Genomic DNA, 19,275 nt, shown 5'->3' with positions numbered 1-19,275 from the left:
GACAGTCATGAGTAATCTGCTTCCCTACGCCTACGCGCGCGATTTCGGCTTGCTGGCCCGGCCCGGCGCCGTCGACGGCGCCCCCGTCGAGGTGCTGGTGGCCGTATCGACGGCGCCGGCGGCGATTGCCGAAGTGTCGCGCCGTTTCGGCCAGATCCAGCTGACGGTGCTGCCGCGCGGCGACCTCGATGCGGCCATCGCCGGCGCCTACGCGGGCGGCGGCGGCGACGCGTCGCAGATGGCCGACGAATTCGACGCCGACCTCGATCTGACCAAGCTGCTGCAGGACGTGCCGGCCATCGAGGATTTGCTCGAATCGTCCGACGATGCGCCCGTCATCCGCATGATCAACGCGCTGCTCACGCAGGCGCTGCGCGAAGGCGCGTCCGACATCCACATCGAGCCATTCGAGCAGACCTCCGTCGTGCGCTTCCGCATCGACGGCAGCCTGCGCGACGTGGTGCGCCCGCGCAAGGCCATCCACGGTTCGCTGATCTCGCGCATCAAGATCATGGCGCAGCTCGACATCGCCGAAAAGCGCTTGCCGCAGGACGGCCGCATCACCCTGCGCGTGGGCGGCAAGCCCGTCGACGTGCGCGTCTCGACCCTGCCGACCGGGCATGGCGAACGGGCCGTCTTGCGTTTGCTGGACAAGGAAGCGGGCCGCCTCGACCTGCAGCACCTGGGCATGAGCGCGCCCATGCTGGCGCAGTTCGACGGCCTGATCACGCAGCCGCACGGCATCGTGCTCGTCACGGGCCCCACCGGCTCGGGCAAGACCACCACCCTGTACGCGGCGCTGTCGATGCTCAACGCCACCACCACGAATATCCTGACGGTGGAAGACCCGATCGAGTACGACCTGGCCGGCGTGGGCCAGACGCAGGTCAATCCGCGCATCGACATGACGTTTGCCAAGGCGCTGCGGGCGATCCTGCGGCAAGACCCGGATGTGATCATGATCGGCGAGATCCGCGACCTGGAAACGGCGCAGATCGCCGTGCAGGCATCCTTGACGGGCCATCTGGTGCTGGCGACCCTGCACACGAACGACGCTTCGGCGGCCGTCACGCGATTGCTGGACATGGGTATCGAGCCGTTCCTGCTGTCGTCGTCGCTGCTCGGCGTGCTGGCGCAGCGGCTGGTGCGCAAGCTGTGCGGCTCCTGCAAGACCTTCGACGGGCAGTACTGGCAGGCGGTCGGCTGCGAGCATTGCGGCCAGACGGGCTACCAGGGCCGCGTCGGCGTGTACGAGCTGCTGCGCACGACGGAGCAGATCCGCGCGCAGATCCACAACCGCGCCTCGGAGGCGGACGTGCGCGCCGTGGCCCTGCAGGACGGCATGACGAGCATGCGCGACGACGGCGAACGCTGGCTGCGCGACGGCACCACCACGCAGGCCGAATTGCTGCGCGTGACCAAAGACTAGGCCCGCCACCATGCCCGCATTCCGCTATGAAGCCGTCGACGCCCAGGGCGCCACCCGCAAGGGCGTGCTCAATGCCGACAGTCCCCGTTCCGCGCGCGCCGAGCTGCGCGTGCAAGGCCTGGTACCGCTGGCCGTCGAGCCGATCGCCGCGCAGGTCGACGCCGCCGGCGTGACCAAACGGCGCGGCTTCGGCGAGCGCCTGTCCAGCACCGAGCTGGCCCTGTTTACGCGCCAGCTGGCCAGCCTGCTGGAAGCGGGCCTGCCGCTGGAGCAGGCGTTTTCCGCCCTGCTGGAACAGGCCGAGCGGCCGTATCTGCGCGACCTGATCGCCTCGATCCGTTCGGAAGTGATCGGCGGCGCCGCGTTCTCCGACGTGCTGGCGCGCCATCCGCGCGATTTCGCGGAGATTTACCGGGCGCTGGTGGCGTCGGGCGAGCAGATCGGCCATTTGTCGCGCGTGCTCTCGCGCCTGGCCGACTACATCGAGCGGCGCAACGCGCTGGTGCAGAAGGTCAAGCTGGCGTTCACGTATCCGGCCATCGTCACGGTGGTGGCGTTTTCCATCGTCATTTTCCTGCTCACCTACGTGGTGCCGCAGATCGTCTCCGTATTCGCCAATACCAAGCAGAAGCTGCCCATGCTGACCGTGATCATGCTGGCGCTGTCGGACTTCGTGCGGCACTACGGCATCGTCGTGGCCATTGTCCTCGTCGGCGCCTGGTTCGCCTGGCGCCGCGCGCTGCAGCAGCCAGCCCTGAAGCGGCGCTGGCATACCTGGCTGCTGACGGCGCCCCTGTACGGCAAGTTCGAGCGCAGCCTGAACACGGCGCGTTTCGCCAGCACGCTGGCCATCACCACGGGGTCCGGCGTGCCGATCCTGCGCGCGCTCGACACCAGCCGCGACACGCTCACCAATGTGGCGATGCAGGAACTGGTGGCTGACGCCAGCGGCGCCGTGCGCGAAGGCGTCAGCCTGGCGCGCGCGCTGTCGGCGCAAAAGCACTTTCCGCCCATGCTGATCCACATGATACGCGCCGGCGAAATCACGGGCGAGCTGCCGGCCATGCTGGAACGGGCCGCCAGCGCGCAGGAGCAGGACCTGGAACGCCGCACGCTGACGATTGCCGGCCTGCTGGAGCCTGCCCTGATCCTGGCCATGGGCGTGGTGGTGCTGCTGATCGTGCTGGCCGTGCTGATGCCGATTATCGAAATCAATCAGCTCGTAAGATAAGAATCCAAGGAAGCCATGAAGCGTTTGCCTCAAGTTACAAGTTTGCTCGCCGTCGTGGCGCTGTCCGTGTCGCTGGCCTATTGGGCCATGCAGCTGTTCAAGGCGCCGCAGCGTCCCATTAATCCACCGGCCGTACCGGTGGTGCAGGATGCCAGCGTGGAGGCGGGCGCTTCGCTGTTCGGCGGCCAGGTCAGCGTGGCCACGGCCAGCAACTACCAGCTCAAGGGCGTGGTCGCCGCCGGCAATGGCCGCGGCAGCGTGGCCATCATCTCGACCGATGGCAAGCCTTCCGTGGCCCTGCCGGAAGGCGCCGAGGTGGTGCCCGGCGTGACGGTGCAGGAAGTGCATGCGCGCCACGTGCTGTTGCGCGATGGCGGCGTGAGCAAGCGCATCGACCTGGTGGCCGACGACAAGGCGCTGGCCTTGCCGGGGCAAGTGTCCGCCACCCCAACGCCGGCTGCGGCTCCTGCGCCGACCACGAACCTGGTGCCGCCGCCGCTGCCGATGGAGCAGCAGCGACCGGCGACCATGATGCCGGCGCCGCAAGTGAGCAGTGTGCCGCCGGCGAATTAACGCTGTCCTTATCGTATTTTGCCGATGGCGCCGTGTCGCCATCGCCACAGGAGTCTTCATGTTCTCGATCCGTGCCGTCCTGGCGGGCTGCGTGGCGGCGCTGTGCGCCTTGCCGCCGGCTGCCGCCGCCGATGTCCCCGCCGCCGCCACTGTCTCTACCTCCGTCCCCGCGCCCGTCGCGGCGCGCCCGCGCATCGCCCTGGTGCTGTCGGGCGGCGGCGCGCGCGGCCTGGCGCACATCGGCGTACTGAAAGTGCTGCAGGAGCTGCATGTGCCGATCGACATGGTGGTCGGCACCAGCATGGGCGGCGTGGTGGGCGGCGCGTATGCGGCTGGCGCTTCCGTGGCGGACCTGGAAAAGATGGCGCGCGAAACCAACTGGGCGCGCGTGGTGGCCGACCGGCCGCCGCGCGACGAACTGGCGTTCCGCCGCCGCGAGGAAGACTTGTTGCTGCCATCGCGCATCGAATTTGGCGTGAGCAGCAACGGCATCTCCACGCCGCCGGCCGCGGCCAGCAATGCGGCGCTGGAGATGGCCCTGAGCCGGCTGCTGCCGGCTGGGATGCGCGACCGTCCCGCCAATCTGCTGCCGCTGCCCTTCCGCTCGGTGGCCTCGGACCTGGTCAATGGCGAGCTGGTGGAACTGGTCGATACGCCATTGTTCCTGTCGATGCGCGCCTCGCTGGCCGTGCCCGGCGTGTTCGCCCCCGTGCGCGTGAACAACCGGCTGGTGGTCGATGGGGGCCTGGTGCGCAACCTGCCCGTCGACATGGCGCGCGCCATGGGCGCCGACGTCATCATCGCCGTCAACGTGGGCACGCCGCTGGCGCCGGAAAAAGACCTGGGCAGCGCCATCGGCGTGGCGCAGCAGATGCTGCAGATCCTCACGGAGCAGAACGTGCAGCGTTCGCTCAAGGAGCTGCGTGCGCAGGATATCCTGGTGGCGCCGGATTTGACGGGCGTCAGTTTCCTCGACTTTGAAAACTATGCGCGCGCCATGCGCGCCGGCGAGCAGGCGGCGCAGGCGCTGGCCGCCCGCCTGGCGCCGCTGGCCCTGCCGCCGGAGCAGTATGCGGCGCGCGAGCAGCTGCGCCTGGCGGCGCCGGCCCTGCTGGACGTGGCCTTGCCGCTCACGCGGCTGGCCGTGGAGAGCGAAGGCGAGATCAATCCGCGCATCCTGCAGGCGCAATCGGGCCTGGTGGAAGGGCAGGCGGTCAGCCAGGAAGATGTGCTCGCGGCCGCGGCGAGGCTGTATGGCCGCGGCGACGTGGCGCGCGTGGAGACGGAAGTGGTCGACGCGGGCGACCAGCGCGCGGTCACCCTCAAGGCCGTCGAAGCGCCGTGGGCCAGCAACCGCCTGCGCGTGGGCCTGGAGCTGTCCAGCGATTTCAGGGACAGCAACAGCTTCGCCCTGAAGCTGCTGCATGTGCGTTCGAACCTGAACAGCTGGGGCGGCGAATTGCGCAGCACGGCGCAGATCGGCAACGCGCGCGGCTATGGCGTGCAGTTCTGGCAGCCGCTGGGCGCCGGCAATCCGTGGTACATCGCGCCGCAGCTGCAATACACCTCGTCGGCGATGGATGTCTTCGACAAGGGCCGGCGCAGCGCCCGCCTGACGTACTACGGCCAGACGGCGGCGCTGGTGCTGGGACGCGAGTTCGGCACCTGGGGCGATCTGCAGTTCGGTGTCACGCGCACGGAGATCAAGGGCAAGCTGGCGATACCGGCCGATCCCACGCTGCCCGAGTCGCGCGCGCTGGGCACCACCCGGTTCGTCCAGTTCCGCGTCGATACGCTCGATTCGCCCGGTTTCCCCACGCGCGGCGCGCTGCTCGACGCCACCTGGGCGCGCGCCTCGACCACGGGTTCGGGCGAAGCGGCGCTGGGCCGCTCCTCGCTGACGGCATTGAAGGCCTTCGGTTATGGCAACTGGGCCGGTCACGTGTATGGCGAATGGGCGCGCGCGCAGCGCGGCGAGGCGCCGCTCAGCCTGGGCGGCTTCCTGCGCCTGTCCGGCACCGATTTTGAATCCGTGAGCGGGCGCAGCATCGCCCTGGCGCGGGTGGTGATGGCGCGCCGCATCGGTTCCCTGCCCAGTACCCTGGGCGGCGCCGTGCGGGCCGGCTTTTCGCTGGAAATGGGCGGCGGCTTCGATCAGAACGAACGCTGGAAGAGCAGCAAGTTCACGCAGGCCAGCAGCGCCTTCATCTCGGTCGATACCCGCTTCGGCCCCGTGTACGTGGCCTCGGGAGCGTCCAAGGGCGGAGAGAGCACCTTCTATCTATTCCTGGGACCGGTCTGGTAGCTGGCCGCCGGCGCGGCGGGCAGGGCGGCAGCCGAACTGCGGCGCAAGGCCGTGAAGGCGGCAAATTCCCATGAGCGGAAACCCAGCAGCAGGGTGAAGCCGTCGCGTTCGGCGGGCGCCAGGCGCCGGTCGTTCTGGTGCAGCCGCGCCAGTTCCTCGGCCAGCTGGCGGATCTTCTGCACCAGCTCCTGTGCGCTTGACAGCGACAGGCGCGCCGGGATGCACATCAGGGTTTCGCCGGCGCCGGCGAAATGCCCGCTGAAATAATCGGCCACCACGTGTTCGCGGAAGTACTGCTGCACCGGACCGTCGGCCAGCCAGTGGAAGGCGTTCGAGACGCGCAGGCTGTAGCGGTTCAGCGGCTTGAGTTCGATCAAGCCCAGCCGGTCCAGCTCGGCCAGGCAGCCGATGCATTCGGCCTGCGTCAGCGCATACGTTTCCACCACCTGCTCCAGGCTCCAGTGACCGAGGCAGCAGATGGCCACCAGCAGCAGGCGCGGATGCGCCACCAGCGACCTTTCCTGCACCAGGGTGAGCGTGTCGGCATGCGGCGTGATGTCGGCCGCGCCGCGCAGCACGTCCTCCATGGCGATGCCCGAGGCCTTGCAGATCAGGGCCAGGCGCGACAGCGACATGTCGTGCTGGCCAAACATGCGCTTGACGCTCGACTCGCTCATGGCGATGCGCTCTGCCAGCACTTTATACGTGATGCCGGCGGCGCGCAGTTGGGTGCGCAGCACGCGCAAAACCAGTTCGGGTGAACTCACGGGATATCCCTTTTGATAAGATTAGTGGCGGATGACGGTACCGAATGTATCCCTGAATGGCACTTTGCACAAGGAGATAGTACTTTACGGCAAAAACGATGACACTCCCGCTTGTGGCTCGCACGGCGCGCTACAACCAGGCAACTCATCCACTTGTAGAGGTTATCCATGTCCTTCAAATTACGTTTCCCCGCAGCGCTGCTGGCGCTGGCCGCCATCGCTCCCTTGCATGCGTCGGCTGCCGATCCGGCGCCAAGCCCCATCTACATGGGCGCCAGCTATGGCTTTCGTGCCAGTACCGGCCTCGATTGCATCGCCGGCCAAAGCGATTGCGACAAAAGCAGCAAGCGCAATGGCAAGGCCTACGTGGGTTACAGTTTCGACGCGCTGCCGTTTCAGGGCGGCGTGGCCCTGCCTTCGATTGAACTGGTGGGGTATATGGGCGGCGAGGTCAAGTCCGGCTTTGACACGGGCGCCGGCAAGCGTGCCGGCCGCGGCAAGTTCACGGGCCTCGGCATACAGGGCGTGCTCGGCTACCAGTTCGACGCGTTTACCCTGAGCGGCCGTGCCGGTGCTGCGTACACGCAGGGCAAGGTCGATTATCTGGGCGGCGGTTCGGACAAGAAGGACAAGATCGGCCTGACCTACGGCATCGGCGCCGCGTATGCATTGAACCAGAACTGGTCGCTGCACCTCGACTGGGATCGCGTGCCGGTCAAGTACAGCACCAAGCAGACGACCAAGGTCGACATGTTTTCGCTGGGCGCGTCCTACCGTTTCTAAGGGGATACTGCTGCGGCACACAGTGGCCTGATGGCGGACGCCCCTGACCGGGGTGTCCGCGGGCGGCCTGAAATGTCCATAGCGGCGTTGCACGGCCTCGCCGTATTGCTCATACTGTCTTCGTCCATGCGCCTTGCCATGGACATTTCCAGATCAGTCTTTGACGTCAACTTTCAACAGCAATTTCGCCAGCAGCCGTTTTTCCTGCTGGCGCTGGCCTGACACGGTCTTCACGTGCGCCCCGGCGGCGCGCTGCAGGGCGGCGGTGGCGACCGGGTTGCGCGGTTTTTGCGAGGGTTCGACGCGGAACTGCATTTTTTGCCGCGTCGCCAAGGCCTTGTTTGCCATCGGTTTCCCCCTTCCTTGCTACAGCACGTAGCGCGACAGGTCCTCGTTGACCGACAGCGCTTCCAGGCGTTCGTTGACGTACGCGGCATCGATCACCAGCAGGTTTTCCGTGCCGCTGCTGTTTTCGCTGGCCGTAAACGATACTTCTTCCAGCAGTTTTTCCATCACCGTATGCAGTCGGCGCGCGCCGATGTTTTCCGTGCGCTCGTTCACCGAGTAGGCGATTTCCGCCAGGCGCGTGATGCCTTCCGGCGCGAATTTCAAGGTCAGGTTTTCCGTCGCCAGCAAGGCTTCGTACTGCATCGTCAGGCAGGCGTCGGTGCTGGTGAGAATGCGCTCGAAGTCCGCAATCGACAGCGATTCCAGTTCCACGCGGATGGGAAAACGCCCCTGCAGCTCGGGAATCAGATCCGACGGCTTCGACAGGTGGAACGCGCCCGAGGCGATGAACAGGATGTGGTCCGTGCGGATCATGCCGTACTTGGTGTTGACGGTCGTGCCCTCGACCAGCGGCAGCAGGTCGCGCTGCACGCCGGCGCGCGAGACGTCGGCGCCGCCCGATTCCGACCGCGAGGCGATCTTGTCGATCTCGTCCAGGAAGACGATGCCGTTCTGCTCGACGTTCTGGATGGCCTTCTGTTTCAGCTCATCCTCGTTGACCAGCTTGGCCGCTTCCTCCTCGACCAGCAGTTTGAGCGCTTCGCGGATCTTGACCTTGCGCGCCTTCTTGCGCTGCCCGCCCACGCCCGAGAACATGGATTTGATCTGTTCCGTCATTTCTTCCATGCCGGGCGGCGCCATGATTTCCATTTGCGGACCCGCCTCGGCCAGTTCGATCTCGATTTCCTTGTCATCGAGCTCGCCCTGGCGCAGTCGCTTGCGGAAGGTCTGGCGCGTGCTGTCGCCGCTGCCGCTGTCCACGGCCGCTGGGGTATTCGGCGTGAAGCCGAAGTCGCGCGCCGGCGGCACGAGGATGTCGATCACGCGGTCTTCGGCCGCATCTTCGGCGCGCGCGCGCACCTTCTTCATTTCCAGCGCGCGCGTCTGCTTGATGCCGATGTCGATCAGGTCGCGGATGATGGTGTCGACGTCGCGGCCCACATAGCCCACTTCCGTAAACTTGGTCGCCTCGATCTTGATGAACGGCGCCTCGGCCAGCTTGGCCAGGCGGCGCGCGATTTCCGTCTTGCCGACGCCCGTCGGGCCGATCATGAGGATGTTCTTGGGCGTGATTTCATGGCGCAGGGGCTCGGCCACCTGCTGGCGGCGCCAGCGGTTGCGCAGGGCGATGGCGACGGCGCGCTTGGCCTTGGCCTGGCCCACCACGTGCTTGTCGAGTTCGGTGACGATTTCCGACGGGGTCATGTTCATGATCATAATGGCTTTCTATCTTTCTTTTGCGTAGAGTGCCCGAAAAACGTTCAGGGCAAGGCGCTTGGCCGCAGGCAGTACCTTTTTGTACGCCCAGGCCAGGCAACGTAGCCATGGGCGTTTTCTCGGGGACTCTTAGTCTAAGGTCTCGATGATGTGGGACATATTCGTGTAAATGCAGAGTTCCGCGGCGATGGTCAGCGATTTCTTGACCACCTCGGCCGGCGAGAGGTCCGTGTTTTCCTGCAGCGCCTTGGCGGCCGATTGGGCGTAGGTGCCGCCCGAGCCGATGGCGCCGATACCGTCTTCCGGTTCCAGCACGTCGCCATTGCCCGTGATCACCAGGGTCGATTCGCTGTCGGCCACCAGCAGCATCGCTTCCAGGCGGCGCAGCACGCGGTCGGTGCGCCAATCCTTGGCCAGTTCGACGGAGGCGCGCAGCAGATTGCCCTGGTGTTTTTCCAGCTTGCCTTCGAAGCGGTCGAGCAGGGTGAAGGCGTCGGCGGTGCCGCCGGCAAAGCCGACCAGGACCTTGCCCTGATACAACTTACGCACTTTGCGGGCCGTGCCCTTCATGACGATGTTGCCCAGCGTGACCTGGCCGTCGCCGCCCAGCGCGACTTGCTTGCCGCGCCGGACGCAGAGGATGGTGGTGCCGTGAAATTGTTCCATAGTGACCTCAAAAAATTCGTGCCGATGCGTGCAAGGTCATGCGATTGCGCGCCCATGGCTCAAAAGTGGGGATGGAAAAGACAATTGCAAGCGGCACTTGCCGCTGCCGCGTCTGCTTCAGTGTAGTCGGCGCGGGACGAAAAAAAAGCACGCAACCGCAGTTGTGTGCTTTTTTATCGCCATCGCGGGGCCGCCGGGGCGGCCGCGCGAGGGGAGGGCGATCAGTCGCCGTACAGCTTTTGCTTCAGTTCGCGCCGTTGCTGGGCTTCCAGCGACAGGGTGGCGGTCGGACGGGCGATCAGGCGCGGAATGCCGATAGGCTCGCCCGTTTCTTCGCACCAGCCATAGTCGCCAGCGTCGATGCTGGCGATCGATTGCTGCACTTTCTTCAGCAGTTTGCGCTCGCGGTCGCGCGTGCGCAGTTCCAGCGCATGCTCTTCCTCGATGGTGGCGCGGTCGGCAGGATCCGGTACGAGCACGGTTTCACGCAAGTGTTCCGTGGTTTCGCCGGCGTTTTTCAGCAGGTCTTTTTCGAGCTGCTGCAGGCGCGCCTTGAAGAATGCCAGTTGTGCCGGATTCATGTAGTCATCTTCGCTCATGGCGCGAATTTGCTCTTCGCTGATGAGAGGGATGTCTTGGTTGGCGGCCGGGGTCGATTTATTAGTTTTGGTCATAACTTCGCTTACCTTCGATACGACAGAGTTTTCAAATTGATCAGTTGATGCGGCGATACCGAGCAACTGTACAGGTTCCGCTTGGCATTGCTGTCCCGCTGTACTGCGTGCGACCTTGGCTTGCCGGCGAAAGCCAGGACTACCGGCCGGCTAAGGTGCCATGTTGATAACTTTTTACCGCTCTATGCCAGTCGCGCTATGCGCGCGTCAACCGGCGTGTTGGGTGGATCGCTTGCATGCCTGGCATGTGGCCAGCGGCAGTTTGCCAGCATTTCATGACAGGCGAACGACATGGGCCGTTTTCGTCGCTGATTTTGGCACGCTTTGCTTTATATTGCCATCCCGATTTGTTGACTAGCCGATCAGAAACGGCTACTTGTTGGTTTATGCCAGCAAGTTGGGTGTCGGACAGCGGGAAAGCGTGCTTAACTTTCCCTTTTGTTTCTGCTTTGCAACGGATACTTTGCAAAACCCGGCTAGTTTATACCAAACATTGTTCGAGTCCGCGAATAAAAATGTCTTTTGGTAGATTCTTGCCAATAAACACCATTTTGCTGCCGCGCACTTCGTTTTCGCCCCATTTGGCGCCCAGGTCGCTGCCCATCAGCTGGTGCACGCCCTGGAAGACCACCTTGCGTTCGGCGCCCTGCATCAGCAGCACGCCCTTGTAGCGCAGCATGCGCGGGCCATACACTTGCACCAGGCCGCCGAGGAACTCGTCGAGCTTGGCGCTGTCGAACGGTTGCGTGCTCTTGAAAACGAAGGCGGCGATATCGTCGCTGTGCTGCGCATGGTGGTGGTCGGCATGGCCGCAGTCGGTGGCGCAGGTGTCGCTGTGCTCGTGTGCGTGCTTGTGCTCGTGGCCGTGCGCATGGTCATGATCATGCACGTGCGCCGTTTCCGTGGCCAGGAAATCCGGGTCCAGTTCCAGCTTTTCATTCAGGTTGAAGCCGCGAATGTCGAGCACCTCGGCCAGCGGCGCGCGGCCGAAATCGACTTTGGCGATGGGCGCGCGCGGGTTGATGCGCTTCAGGCGGCGCGTCAGCGCGGCCACGTCTTCTTCACTGACGAGGTCGGTTTTCGACAGCAGCAGCTTGTCGGCGAAGCCCACTTGCCGCTGGGCTTCCTCGTATTCATCGAGTTGCTTCATCGCATGACGGGCATCGACCACCGTGAGGATGGCGTCGAGCATGTAGTGGCTGCCCACTTCCTCGTCGACAAAGAAGGTTTGCGCCACGGGGCCGGGATTGGCCAGGCCCGTCGTTTCGATGACGACGCGGTCGAACGCCAGCAAGCCGGCGTCGCGCTTGCGCGCCAGTTCCGTGAGGCCCACGATCAGGTCGCCGCGCACGGTGCAGCAGATGCAGCCGTTGTTCATCTCGATGATGTGTTCGTTGCTGTCCTGCACCAGGATCTCGTTATCGATGTTTTCCTGGCCAAACTCGTTTTCGATCACGGCGATGCGCATGCCATGCTCTTCCTGCAGTATGCGGTTGAGCAAGGTGGTTTTGCCGGCGCCCAGGAAACCGGTGAGGATGGTGGTTGGAATCAGTGCCATGAAGGATGCCTATGCTGTAATCGGTGGTGCCGCCGCGCAAGCGGAAGAATGCGGACGATTATGCCGGAATTTTGCAAAAGCTTGCAAATACGCGCCCATCCGCTTGATATGGATCAGGCTGCCCCACTGGCGCGGCTGCCTACTTCACCTTGGCGCGCGGGTGCGCCTGGTCGTATACATGGGCCAGGTGCTGGAAATCGAGGGCCGTATAGACCTGGGTCGAGGTGATGCTGGAATGGCCCAGCATTTCCTGCACGGCGCGCAGGTCGCCCGACGATTGCAGCACGTGCGAAGCGAACGAGTGGCGCAGCACGTGCGGGTGCACGTTGGCGGGAATGTCCGTTGCCAGCGCGTGCGCCTTCAGGCGCAGCTGCAGCACGCGGGGCGAGATGCGCGTGCCGCGCGTGCTGAGAAACAGGGCGGCGCTGCCATCGCTTGCCGGCGGGCGCACGGCCAGCCAGCTGGACAGCGCCACGAGAGCCGCCTTGCCGACCGGCACCTTGCGCATCTTGCTGCCCTTGCCTGTGACGATGACTTCGAAGCTGGCCATGTCGAGCCAGCCCAGCGAGGCTTCCCGGCCGTCCTCGGCCTTGCAGTAATGGGTATCCAGGCTGGTCAGTTCAGAGACGCGCAAGCCGCTCGAATACAGCAGCTCGAACATGGCGCGGTTGCACAGCTGCTCCGGTTCGGCGGCGCCTTGCTGGTGTTGCGCGGGCGCCACGAGGCGCACGGCATCGTCCACCGACAGGGCTTTGGGTAATGTCTTGGCCCGCTTGGGGGCGCGGATGCCGTCGACGGGATTGGCGTCGAGTGCCGTTTCACCGCTGAGCCAGTTGTAAAAGCCACGCCACGACGACAGCTTGCGGGCGATCGAACGCGGGTCGAGGCCGCCGGCATGCAGCTTGGCCGTGTAGCGGCGCACGTCGTTGTGCGCCAGCGCCGTCCAGGGCGTATCGCCGCTCAGTTCCTGCAAGGCGCGCAGGTCGCGCCCGTAGGCGTCGAGCGTATGCGGCGACAGCTTGCGCTGCGTGGCCAGCTGCGCCAGATAGGCGCCCAGCCACTCGGCCTTGCCGCGCGCCGCAGTCATGGCGTGTTCAGGCAGGCGAGCCGGCGCGCAGCGCGGCCAGGGCGGCGCTGGCCGTGGCGCCGATGTGCACGAGGAAATCGGTGCCCATGCTGGAGGTAAAACGTTCGCTGTCGGGCGAGCCGAGCACCAGCAAGCCGAAGGTGCCCGTGGTGTTCGGCGCGCGCAGGGCGATCATGACGGTCGATTCGATCTTGTCGGCCTGCAGCCAGTGCACGGCTTCGAAATCGCGGTTGCTGCCGCAATATGGCGCTTGCAGGCTGTTGGCGAACATGCGCACGTCGGCCGTCACATCTTCCGTGAACCAGCCGTCGGCGTGTTCCGGCAGCACTTGCCACAGGCGCAGGCTGACATAGGGCACGTCGAAGTTGCCTTGCAAGGCGTCGACCAGCACGCGCGGCATGTCCGCATCGTTGCGCACTTGCAGCATGGCCTGGTTCCAGCCGTGGAATTTGCTGGCGATATCGCCATTTTCCTCGGCCAGGCGGCTCAGCTTGGACATGCGCAATTCCAGCGCCTTGTACTTGTCGCGCATCACTTCCATCTGCCGCTCCTGCAGCGAGATCGTGCGTCCCGTCAGCGGGCTGCTCAGCTTGACCTCACCGAGCAGGGCGGTATGCTCTTCGAAGAAATTCGGATGCTCGCTCAGGTACTGGGCGACGGTGCTGGAATCGAGTGTGGCGGTCATTGAGAATATCTGTCAGTGAAGGATGAACGCTTCATTCTAACCGAGAGTGCGGCGGCATAGGCGCAAAGGGGACGGCGCCGATGCATTTTCCGCGCGCGCATGAAAAAAGCGGCATGGTTGCCCATGCCGCTTTGTATTCTTAGCTCAGCAATCACCCGTGGCGGGTGACTGGTGGAGCATTAGAAGTTGTGGTGTACGCCCAGACCGATGTAGGTCTTCGAAACGTCTGCTTTGCGGTTCGAGATGTCCGCGTACAGGTAGGTGCGCTTCGACAGGTTGTAGTCGTAGCCCAGCGATGCCTGCTTGGTCTTGACCACGCCATCCGGTGTTTTTTGACCGTAGCCAGCGCGGATCTTGCCTGGGCCGACGTCGTAGTTGGCGCCGATCAGCCATGCCTTGGTGTCGGTATTGGTGATCTTGAACTTGCTGTCATCCTGATGCTGGTACGACGCCATCAGTTTCAGTTCCGTGATTGGATTGAACGATGCGGCAACCGACCACAGTTTCGCTTCCAGCGCATTGCGCTCGTAGGCGGCCATGGCGGCGAATTGCGCGTTGTTGTACGTGGCCGACACCGAGTACGGGCTCACCTCTGGCACGGCATTGAGCGGTACGGCGCGGTTCGCTGCCGTGGCAGCGACGGCTAAGTTGCCATTGGCTTCCTTGGCGGCGACGGTGGCGTTGATCTGGAAGCCGCTGAAGACTGGCGAGTTGTAGAAGACGGCGTTCGAGAAGCGGTTTTTCGAGTTGCCTGGCGCGCTCAGCGGATCGCTGCTATAGGCCGCTACCGTGATGTCGGTCTGGAAACCGGCGGTCGTCGGCATGCCCGACCATGGTTCGAACGCGGTGCTCGATTCCTGGAAGGCGGTCAGGCCACGGCCCAGGCGCACGGTACCGAAGTCGCCTTGCAGGCCGACGCGGCTTTGACCCTGGAACAGGGGACGGGCGTTGTTTTCCAGCGTGCCGGTATCGGATTCATAGCGAATCTCCAGTTGGAAAATCGCTTTCAAGCCATTGCCCAGATCTTCCGTGCCCTTGAAGCCCAGCTTGTTGTTGTCGCGCTTGGTGACTTTGGTGGTTTCACCAGTCAATTTGCCCAGGCCTGCATCGATCGTGCCGTAGATTTGGACGGACGACTGCGCTTGTGCGGTGGCGGCAAAGGCGCCGAAGAGTGCGAGGGCAACGAGTGATTTTTTCATGTCTTATTCCCTATTAAAAGTGAGTTCCGTCCGAGATCCGAGCAGATTGAAACACGCTAACTGTCGCGTTTCGATGAATGAACCTTAATTCGTCGGCGCGCAAGACGTGCGGGATTGGTCAAATGTGCGTGAAAAGATTGGTGAAAAGCGGCATAACAGCATGCCCCTGTTGTATTTTTGTAACGCGCGGTTTCTGCCGATCCTGTGCCGGGGGCACGCGTTTCCCCATCGCACACCAGCCGCGCCTTGCCATCTTGGCGCGTCCGGGCCAGGGCATTGTTGCGTTGAATCAAGTTCTTCAGCCGGCTTAGTCGGATTTGTGACACAAGGACGTTACACTAAGGGACGGCCTGCGTTGATGGGCCTGGAGACGGCTCACTATTATTAGAATCATTGACTCAATATCGAGAATCGATGGCAAATCGCGAAACATTAGGATTGATCAAGGGGGCACGCGCGGGCGATGTCGCTTGCCAGCTGGCGTTGGGGCGGGTGTATCTGTTTGGACAGGGGGTGCCGCAAAGCCTGCCCACCGCCTTGCACTGGCTGGCGCGGGCGGCCCAGGAGGATAGTCAGGAAGCGTGCTTGCTGATCGGTACGCACGTGCCGTTCGAAGTGGCGCAACCGGCCGCCAAGGCGTTGATTCCCTATTACGCGCAGGCGTTCGATGCGGGCCTGGTGCAGGCGGGCCTGGTGCTGGCGCAACTGGTGCTCGGTAATGCGGCCAGCCATAGTGAAGCCTTGCGCGCCAAGGCGCGCGTGGCGCTGGATGCGGCCGTACGGGCCGGATTGCCCGATGCACAATGGTTGTTGTCCATGCAAGAGGGGGCACTTGCCGCTGCCGGGCCGGACACCAGCCTTGCTGGCGAGCACGTTCTCGATGGCGACGCGCCGTTGTACGCCTGGCTGGAGCAGGCATGGAGCCAGGGCAACCATGCCGGCTTCCTGTCGCAAGGCTTGCCGCTGGCGCGCGAGTTGCTGCAGCGCCAGGCCGCGGCCGGGGCGCGCACGATCGCCCTCGAGGCGCAGCAGGTGCAGTTGCTGTCGCGTTGCGCCCAGGCCTTGGCGCCTGGCGGCGATGCCGAAGGCTGGCAGTGTTGCGAGCTGGCCGCGCATGGCGGCGACCGCACGGCGCAGCTGGAGCTGGGGCTTGGCTATGCGCGCATGGATGCGCAGGGCCAGCGGCTGGCCACGCGCAACGGCGCGGCCAATTTCAAGCGGGCCGTGCGCTGGTTGACGCAGGCTGGCGAGCAGGGACTGGCGGAAGCGTGGTTCGTGCTGTCGCGCATCTACACGAAACCGGAATTTTCCCAGCGCAATGTGGTCGAAGCCTATTCCTGCCTGGAACGTGCCGCCGACCTGGGGCATGGCCCGGCCCAGCTCGAATGCGGCATGCATGCCTGGCGCAATCGCCGCGACGGCGTCAACAACGATGTGCGGGCCGCGTACTGGCTGCTGCAGGCGCAGGCGCAAGGCAGCCGTGAAGCGGAGGCGGCGCTGGCGAAGATCGCGCCGCAAGGCGAACCCGGCGACTGGGGCCAGTGCGCCGCGCTGCAGGCCGACGGGCATTTGCGGCTACTGAGCCAGAGCCACCCCTTGCTGGCGGCGCGCCTGGCGCTGGCGCGCTGCTTTCACCTGTCGCGTGCCGAGGCGCTGCTGCTCGATATCCACACGGCCGACCAGGGACATTGTCTGTTGATCGACATCAGCGCCACGCATGGGCGCGGCAAGCGGCGCCTCGTGCTGATCCGCACGGCGCAGGAGCGCCAGCTGCTCGATCAGGTGGTGCGCCTGTTCGAGCGCGTCGATTGCGGCGTGGCGGGGCCGGAAGGCAATTATCGGCAGCGCCTGTATCGCCTGAAGTGCTACCTGGCCGAACTTGATGTCGCGCAGGAACAGCAGTTCCTGGCGGCCTGACTTTTCATCGCTTACAGCTCGATCGTGCCTTCGAACACGGTCACGGCCGGGCCCGTCATCAGGACGGGATGGCCCGGACCTTGCCAGGCGATCGACAGTTCGCCGCCGCGCGCGCTGATGCGCACGGGAGAATCGAGCAAGCCGCGCAGGATGCCGGCCACGGCGGCGGCGCAAGCGCCCGTGCCGCAGGCCAGGGTTTCCCCCGCGCCCCGTTCAAACACGCGCAGTTTCACGTGCTGGCGGTCGACGATCTGCATGTAGCCGGCGTTGACCCGGCGGGGAAAGCGCGGGTGATGCTCGATGCGCGGACCCGATTGTTCCAGGTCTTGCGCATCGACATCGTCAACCACTTGCACGGCGTGCGGATTGCCCATCGAGACGACGGATACCAGCACGGTTGTATCGTTGCCCGGCAGTGCCAGGTCCAGTGGCCACACGGTGTCGTTGCCTTGCGCGACACCGTCCAGGCCCGCAGCATCGAAAGGCACCAGCGCGGGTTCGAGCACCGGCGCGCCCATGTCGACCGTGATGCTGCCATCGGGTTCCAGGCGCGGAGAAATGATGCCGGCCATGGTTTCCACACGGATGCAGTCCTTGTTCGATAGCCCTTTTTCGCTGACGAACTTGACGAAGGCGCGCGCGCCGTTGCCGCATTGCTCGACTTCGCCGCCATCGTTGTTGTAGATGCGGTAGCGGAAGTCGCAGCCGGGCAGGCGCGGCTTTTCCACCACGAGGATCTGGTCGGCGCCGATGCCGAAACGGCGGTCGGCCAGGCGCTGCCACTGGGCCGGCGTGAAGTTGATCTCTTGATGGATGGCGTCGATGACGATGAAGTCATTGCCGGCGCCATGCATTTTGGTAAATTGGAGTTTCATGGTGTGCCGTATCACTTGTGCTGGTTGTAGAACGATGCTTCGCCTTCCGGACGCGTCTTGAAGCGCTTATGCGTCCAGAAATATTCGGCCGGCGCTTCGCGCACGCGCTCTTCGATGAATTCGTTCATGCGGCGCGTGGCGGCCGTGATGTCGTCGCCCGGATAATCGTCCCACGCCGGGTAATAGGTCACTTGCCAGCCCTGGTAATTGGGCAGGAAGGTGGCGATGACGGGAATGACTTGCGCCTTGGCGGCCAGCGCCAGGCGCGCCGTGGCCGTCAGGGTGGCGGCGGGCACGCCGAAGAAGGGCACGAATTCCGCATCCTTCTCGCCGAAATCCATGTCCGGCAGCATGAAATACGGCAAGCCGTCGCGCAGCGCGCGCAGGATCGTCTTGATGCCGTCCTGGCGCGTAAACAGCTTGGGCGGCTTGAAGCGCGAACGGCCGTTGCGCAAGGCCTGGTCGAAGGCGGCGTTCTTTTGCTGCACATACATCGACGAGGCGGAAATTTCCATGGCCGTGGCGGCGCCGGCCACGTCGAGACAGACGAAGTGCGGGCACAGCAGGATGGTCGGCTTGGCCGCGATCTGCTGGCCCGGGAAGGCGGGCACCTTTTTGATCAGGCGGTTCAGGCGTTCTTCCGACGACCACCACAGGATGCTGCGTTCCCACACGCTGCGCGAGTAGGCCTGGAAATGCTGGCGCGCCAGCGCCACGCGCTCGGCTTCCGTCAGTTCCGGCATGCACAGGCGCAGATTCGTCAGGGCAATCTTGCGCCGCGTGGGCATGGCGATGAACAGCACGCTGCCGACGGCCACGCCGAAACGGCCGAGGATGGGCAAGGGCAGCCAGTGCAGCAGCCACATGAAGGCGATCAGCAGTCTCATGCCTGCTCCTTGACCGCCTCGGGCGTGGCGGGCGAGGGCGGCGGCGCGCCGCGCGGCACCTTATAGCGGTTGTAGCTCCACAGGTATTGCGCCGGGCTGCGCGCGATCAATTGTTCCATGGCGGCATTGATGGTGCGCGCCTGCTCGGCCGAGGTACTGTCGAGGGAATCGGTAAACGGCACGAAATGCACGACATAGCCGCGTCCGCCCGGCAGGCGTTCGGCGTAGGTGATGATGACTTCGGCGCCGCCCATCTGCGCCAGCTTGGCCGGCAGGGTCATGGTGTAGGCCGGGCGGCCGAAGAAATCGGCCCACACGCCCTCACCTTCCTGCGGCACCTGGTCGGGCAACAGGCCGATGGGCTGGCCCTTTTTCAGGCATTTGGCGAAGATGCGCACGCCCGACATATTGGCCGGCGCCAGCATCAGGTTTTCGCGCGCGCGCGCTCCTTCGATCAGCGGCTTCAAGGCGGCGCGCTTGGGCGGACGGTACATCACGGTGAGCGGCGTGCGCAGCGCGATTTGCTGGGCGACGATTTCAAAGCAGCCCAGGTGCGGCGTCAGGAAGACGATGCCGCGGCCATGTTGCAGCGCTTTTTCCACCAGTTCCCAGTTTTCCACCGTCGCATGGCGCGCCACGCGCGCGGCTGGCGCGCACCAGATGAACGGCAATTCCAGCACGCTCTTGCCTGCTTCGGCCACAGCTGTGTGCAAGTGTTGCGAAAACCCCGCACCCTGCATGTTCTCGCGCATGCGGCGACGGTAGGATGGGGAAATGGCGTAAATCACCCAGCCGAGCGCAGCGCCCAGGCCATGCAGAACCGGCAGGGGAAAGATGGATAAAAAGCGGAAAATTGGGACTAACATGTATAAGCTGTTTCCAGGAATGGCGTGTTGCCGTGCCAAAATTTTTTA

Annotated in this window: 18 protein-coding genes; 6 read left to right on the top strand and 12 right to left on the bottom strand. The window is 64.5% G+C overall.

The genetic code is table 11. The features are described 5' to 3' along the window. Window positions 1–7 precede the first annotated feature (7 nt). From gspE to GCN78_RS24880, 4 genes are read left to right on the top strand one after another with little or no spacing between them, the layout of a single operon-like run. Window positions 8–1,429, top strand: coding sequence for a type II secretion system ATPase GspE (gene gspE / locus GCN78_RS24895; RefSeq protein ID WP_152254109.1), 1,422 nt, complete (start codon window positions 8–10; stop codon window positions 1,427–1,429). A gap of 10 nt (window positions 1,430–1,439) precedes the next feature. Further along, window positions 1,440–2,660 carry a type II secretion system inner membrane protein GspF gene (gene gspF / locus GCN78_RS24890; protein ID WP_152254108.1) on the top strand — a complete coding sequence of 407 codons (1,221 nt, stop codon included), beginning with the start codon at window positions 1,440–1,442 and terminating at the stop codon, window positions 2,658–2,660. Between the two features lie 15 nt (window positions 2,661–2,675). Further along, window positions 2,676–3,233 carry a type II secretion system protein N gene (locus tag GCN78_RS24885; protein ID WP_152254107.1) on the top strand — a complete coding sequence of 186 codons (558 nt, stop codon included), beginning with the start codon at window positions 2,676–2,678 and terminating at the stop codon, window positions 3,231–3,233. Between the two features lie 58 nt (window positions 3,234–3,291). Next, the gene (locus GCN78_RS24880) at window positions 3,292–5,538 is read left to right on the top strand and encodes a patatin-like phospholipase family protein (RefSeq protein WP_152254106.1); all 2,247 of its coding nucleotides are present in this window, start codon (window positions 3,292–3,294) and stop codon (window positions 5,536–5,538) included. On the opposite strand, the gene GCN78_RS24875 is transcribed toward GCN78_RS24880, so the two are convergent. Then, window positions 5,511–6,305, bottom strand: coding sequence for a helix-turn-helix domain-containing protein (locus GCN78_RS24875; protein ID WP_152254105.1), 795 nt, complete (start codon window positions 6,303–6,305; stop codon window positions 5,511–5,513). The two genes, GCN78_RS24880 and GCN78_RS24875, sit on opposite strands and share 28 nt — an antisense overlap. 168 nt (window positions 6,306–6,473) lie before the next feature. On the opposite strand from GCN78_RS24875, the gene GCN78_RS24870 reads away from it, so the two are divergent. Beyond that, complete coding sequence (locus GCN78_RS24870) at window positions 6,474–7,088, top strand: outer membrane protein (RefSeq protein ID WP_152254104.1); 615 nt, start codon at window positions 6,474–6,476, stop codon at window positions 7,086–7,088. A 153-nt stretch (window positions 7,089–7,241) separates the two neighbouring features. Here the strand turns inward: GCN78_RS24870 and GCN78_RS24865 are convergent, their stop codons facing one another. The 8 genes from GCN78_RS24865 to GCN78_RS24830 all read right to left on the bottom strand — a co-directional run bounded on the left by GCN78_RS24865 (window position 7,242) and on the right by GCN78_RS24830 (window position 14,682). Further along, complete coding sequence (locus GCN78_RS24865) at window positions 7,242–7,436, bottom strand: hypothetical protein (RefSeq protein ID WP_077398720.1); 195 nt, start codon at window positions 7,434–7,436, stop codon at window positions 7,242–7,244. 18 nt (window positions 7,437–7,454) lie between these two features. Continuing rightward, on the bottom strand, window positions 7,455–8,807 hold the full coding sequence (gene hslU, locus GCN78_RS24860) for an ATP-dependent protease ATPase subunit HslU (RefSeq protein WP_152254103.1): 1,353 nt from the start codon (window positions 8,805–8,807) through the stop codon (window positions 7,455–7,457). A gap of 135 nt (window positions 8,808–8,942) precedes the next feature. Next, a complete protein-coding gene (gene hslV / locus GCN78_RS24855) occupies window positions 8,943–9,479 on the bottom strand; it encodes an ATP-dependent protease subunit HslV (RefSeq protein WP_010394217.1) in 537 nt (178 codons plus the stop codon). 221 nt (window positions 9,480–9,700) lie between these two features. Next, window positions 9,701–10,153, bottom strand: a complete 453-nt coding sequence (dksA, locus tag GCN78_RS24850; RefSeq protein ID WP_076565074.1) for an RNA polymerase-binding protein DksA — start codon at window positions 10,151–10,153, stop codon at window positions 9,701–9,703. Between the two features lie 481 nt (window positions 10,154–10,634). Beyond that, the gene (locus tag GCN78_RS24845) at window positions 10,635–11,711 is read right to left on the bottom strand and encodes a CobW family GTP-binding protein (protein ID WP_152254102.1); all 1,077 of its coding nucleotides are present in this window, start codon (window positions 11,709–11,711) and stop codon (window positions 10,635–10,637) included. A gap of 139 nt (window positions 11,712–11,850) precedes the next feature. Further along, window positions 11,851–12,798 carry a tyrosine recombinase XerC gene (locus GCN78_RS24840; protein ID WP_152254101.1) on the bottom strand — a complete coding sequence of 316 codons (948 nt, stop codon included), beginning with the start codon at window positions 12,796–12,798 and terminating at the stop codon, window positions 11,851–11,853. A 7-nt stretch (window positions 12,799–12,805) separates the two neighbouring features. Then, window positions 12,806–13,483 (bottom strand): DUF484 family protein, encoded by a 678-nt coding sequence (locus GCN78_RS24835; protein WP_152254100.1) that lies wholly within the window; start codon window positions 13,481–13,483, stop codon window positions 12,806–12,808. Between the two features lie 179 nt (window positions 13,484–13,662). After that, entirely contained in the window at window positions 13,663–14,682 is a 1,020-nt protein-coding gene (locus GCN78_RS24830) for a porin (protein ID WP_152254099.1), read from the bottom strand. A gap of 414 nt (window positions 14,683–15,096) precedes the next feature. Here GCN78_RS24830 and GCN78_RS24825 point away from each other — a divergent pair, with 414 nt between their 5' ends. Beyond that, on the top strand, window positions 15,097–16,599 hold the full coding sequence (locus GCN78_RS24825) for a tetratricopeptide repeat protein (protein ID WP_152254098.1): 1,503 nt from the start codon (window positions 15,097–15,099) through the stop codon (window positions 16,597–16,599). Window positions 16,600–16,610: 11 nt separating this feature from the next. Here GCN78_RS24825 and dapF read toward each other — a convergent pair whose 3' ends face one another. From dapF to GCN78_RS24810, 3 genes are read right to left on the bottom strand one after another with little or no spacing between them, the layout of a single operon-like run. Next, window positions 16,611–17,474, bottom strand: a complete 864-nt coding sequence (gene dapF, locus GCN78_RS24820; RefSeq protein ID WP_152254097.1) for a diaminopimelate epimerase — start codon at window positions 17,472–17,474, stop codon at window positions 16,611–16,613. Between the two features lie 11 nt (window positions 17,475–17,485). After that, entirely contained in the window at window positions 17,486–18,361 is an 876-nt protein-coding gene (locus GCN78_RS24815) for an LpxL/LpxP family acyltransferase (protein ID WP_152254096.1), read from the bottom strand. Further along, window positions 18,358–19,227: a lysophospholipid acyltransferase family protein gene (locus tag GCN78_RS24810; RefSeq protein WP_152254095.1), complete on the bottom strand. Its 870-nt coding sequence runs from the start codon at window positions 19,225–19,227 to the stop codon at window positions 18,358–18,360. Before GCN78_RS24810 ends, GCN78_RS24815 begins: the two co-directional genes overlap by 4 nt. Between the last annotated feature and the right edge of the window lie 48 nt (window positions 19,228–19,275).

Source organism: Janthinobacterium rivuli, from assembly GCF_009208735.1.
Lineage (GTDB): Bacteria > Pseudomonadota > Gammaproteobacteria > Burkholderiales > Burkholderiaceae_D > Janthinobacterium.
The sequence above is the reverse complement of the archived record's forward strand: the minus strand, read 5'-3'. Positions and strand labels throughout refer to the sequence as shown.

Bases quoted from the DNA above. Each gene is read 5' to 3' on its own strand.
- GCN78_RS24885 (WP_152254107.1), top strand. From the start codon at position 2,676: ATGAAGCGTTTGCCTCAAGTTACAAGTTTGCTCGCCGTCGTGGCGCTG.
- gspE (WP_152254109.1), top strand. From the start codon at position 8: ATGAGTAATCTGCTTCCCTACGCCTACGCGCGCGATTTCGGCTTGCTG.
- GCN78_RS24825 (WP_152254098.1), top strand. From the start codon at position 15,097: ATGGCAAATCGCGAAACATTAGGATTGATCAAGGGGGCACGCGCGGGC.
- GCN78_RS24815 (WP_152254096.1), bottom strand. From the start codon at position 18,361: ATGAGACTGCTGATCGCCTTCATGTGGCTGCTGCACTGGCTGCCCTTG.
- dapF (WP_152254097.1), bottom strand. From the start codon at position 17,474: ATGAAACTCCAATTTACCAAAATGCATGGCGCCGGCAATGACTTCATC.
- GCN78_RS24870 (WP_152254104.1), top strand. From the start codon at position 6,474: ATGTCCTTCAAATTACGTTTCCCCGCAGCGCTGCTGGCGCTGGCCGCC.
- hslU (WP_152254103.1), bottom strand. From the start codon at position 8,807: ATGAACATGACCCCGTCGGAAATCGTCACCGAACTCGACAAGCACGTG.
- GCN78_RS24830 (WP_152254099.1), bottom strand. From the start codon at position 14,682: ATGAAAAAATCACTCGTTGCCCTCGCACTCTTCGGCGCCTTTGCCGCC.
- GCN78_RS24880 (WP_152254106.1), top strand. From the start codon at position 3,292: ATGTTCTCGATCCGTGCCGTCCTGGCGGGCTGCGTGGCGGCGCTGTGC.
- hslV (WP_010394217.1), bottom strand. From the start codon at position 9,479: ATGGAACAATTTCACGGCACCACCATCCTCTGCGTCCGGCGCGGCAAG.
- GCN78_RS24835 (WP_152254100.1), bottom strand. From the start codon at position 13,483: ATGACCGCCACACTCGATTCCAGCACCGTCGCCCAGTACCTGAGCGAG.
- gspF (WP_152254108.1), top strand. From the start codon at position 1,440: ATGCCCGCATTCCGCTATGAAGCCGTCGACGCCCAGGGCGCCACCCGC.
- dksA (WP_076565074.1), bottom strand. From the start codon at position 10,153: ATGACCAAAACTAATAAATCGACCCCGGCCGCCAACCAAGACATCCCT.
- GCN78_RS24840 (WP_152254101.1), bottom strand. From the start codon at position 12,798: ATGACTGCGGCGCGCGGCAAGGCCGAGTGGCTGGGCGCCTATCTGGCG.
- GCN78_RS24845 (WP_152254102.1), bottom strand. From the start codon at position 11,711: ATGGCACTGATTCCAACCACCATCCTCACCGGTTTCCTGGGCGCCGGC.
- GCN78_RS24810 (WP_152254095.1), bottom strand. From the start codon at position 19,227: ATGTTAGTCCCAATTTTCCGCTTTTTATCCATCTTTCCCCTGCCGGTT.
- GCN78_RS24865 (WP_077398720.1), bottom strand. From the start codon at position 7,436: ATGGCAAACAAGGCCTTGGCGACGCGGCAAAAAATGCAGTTCCGCGTC.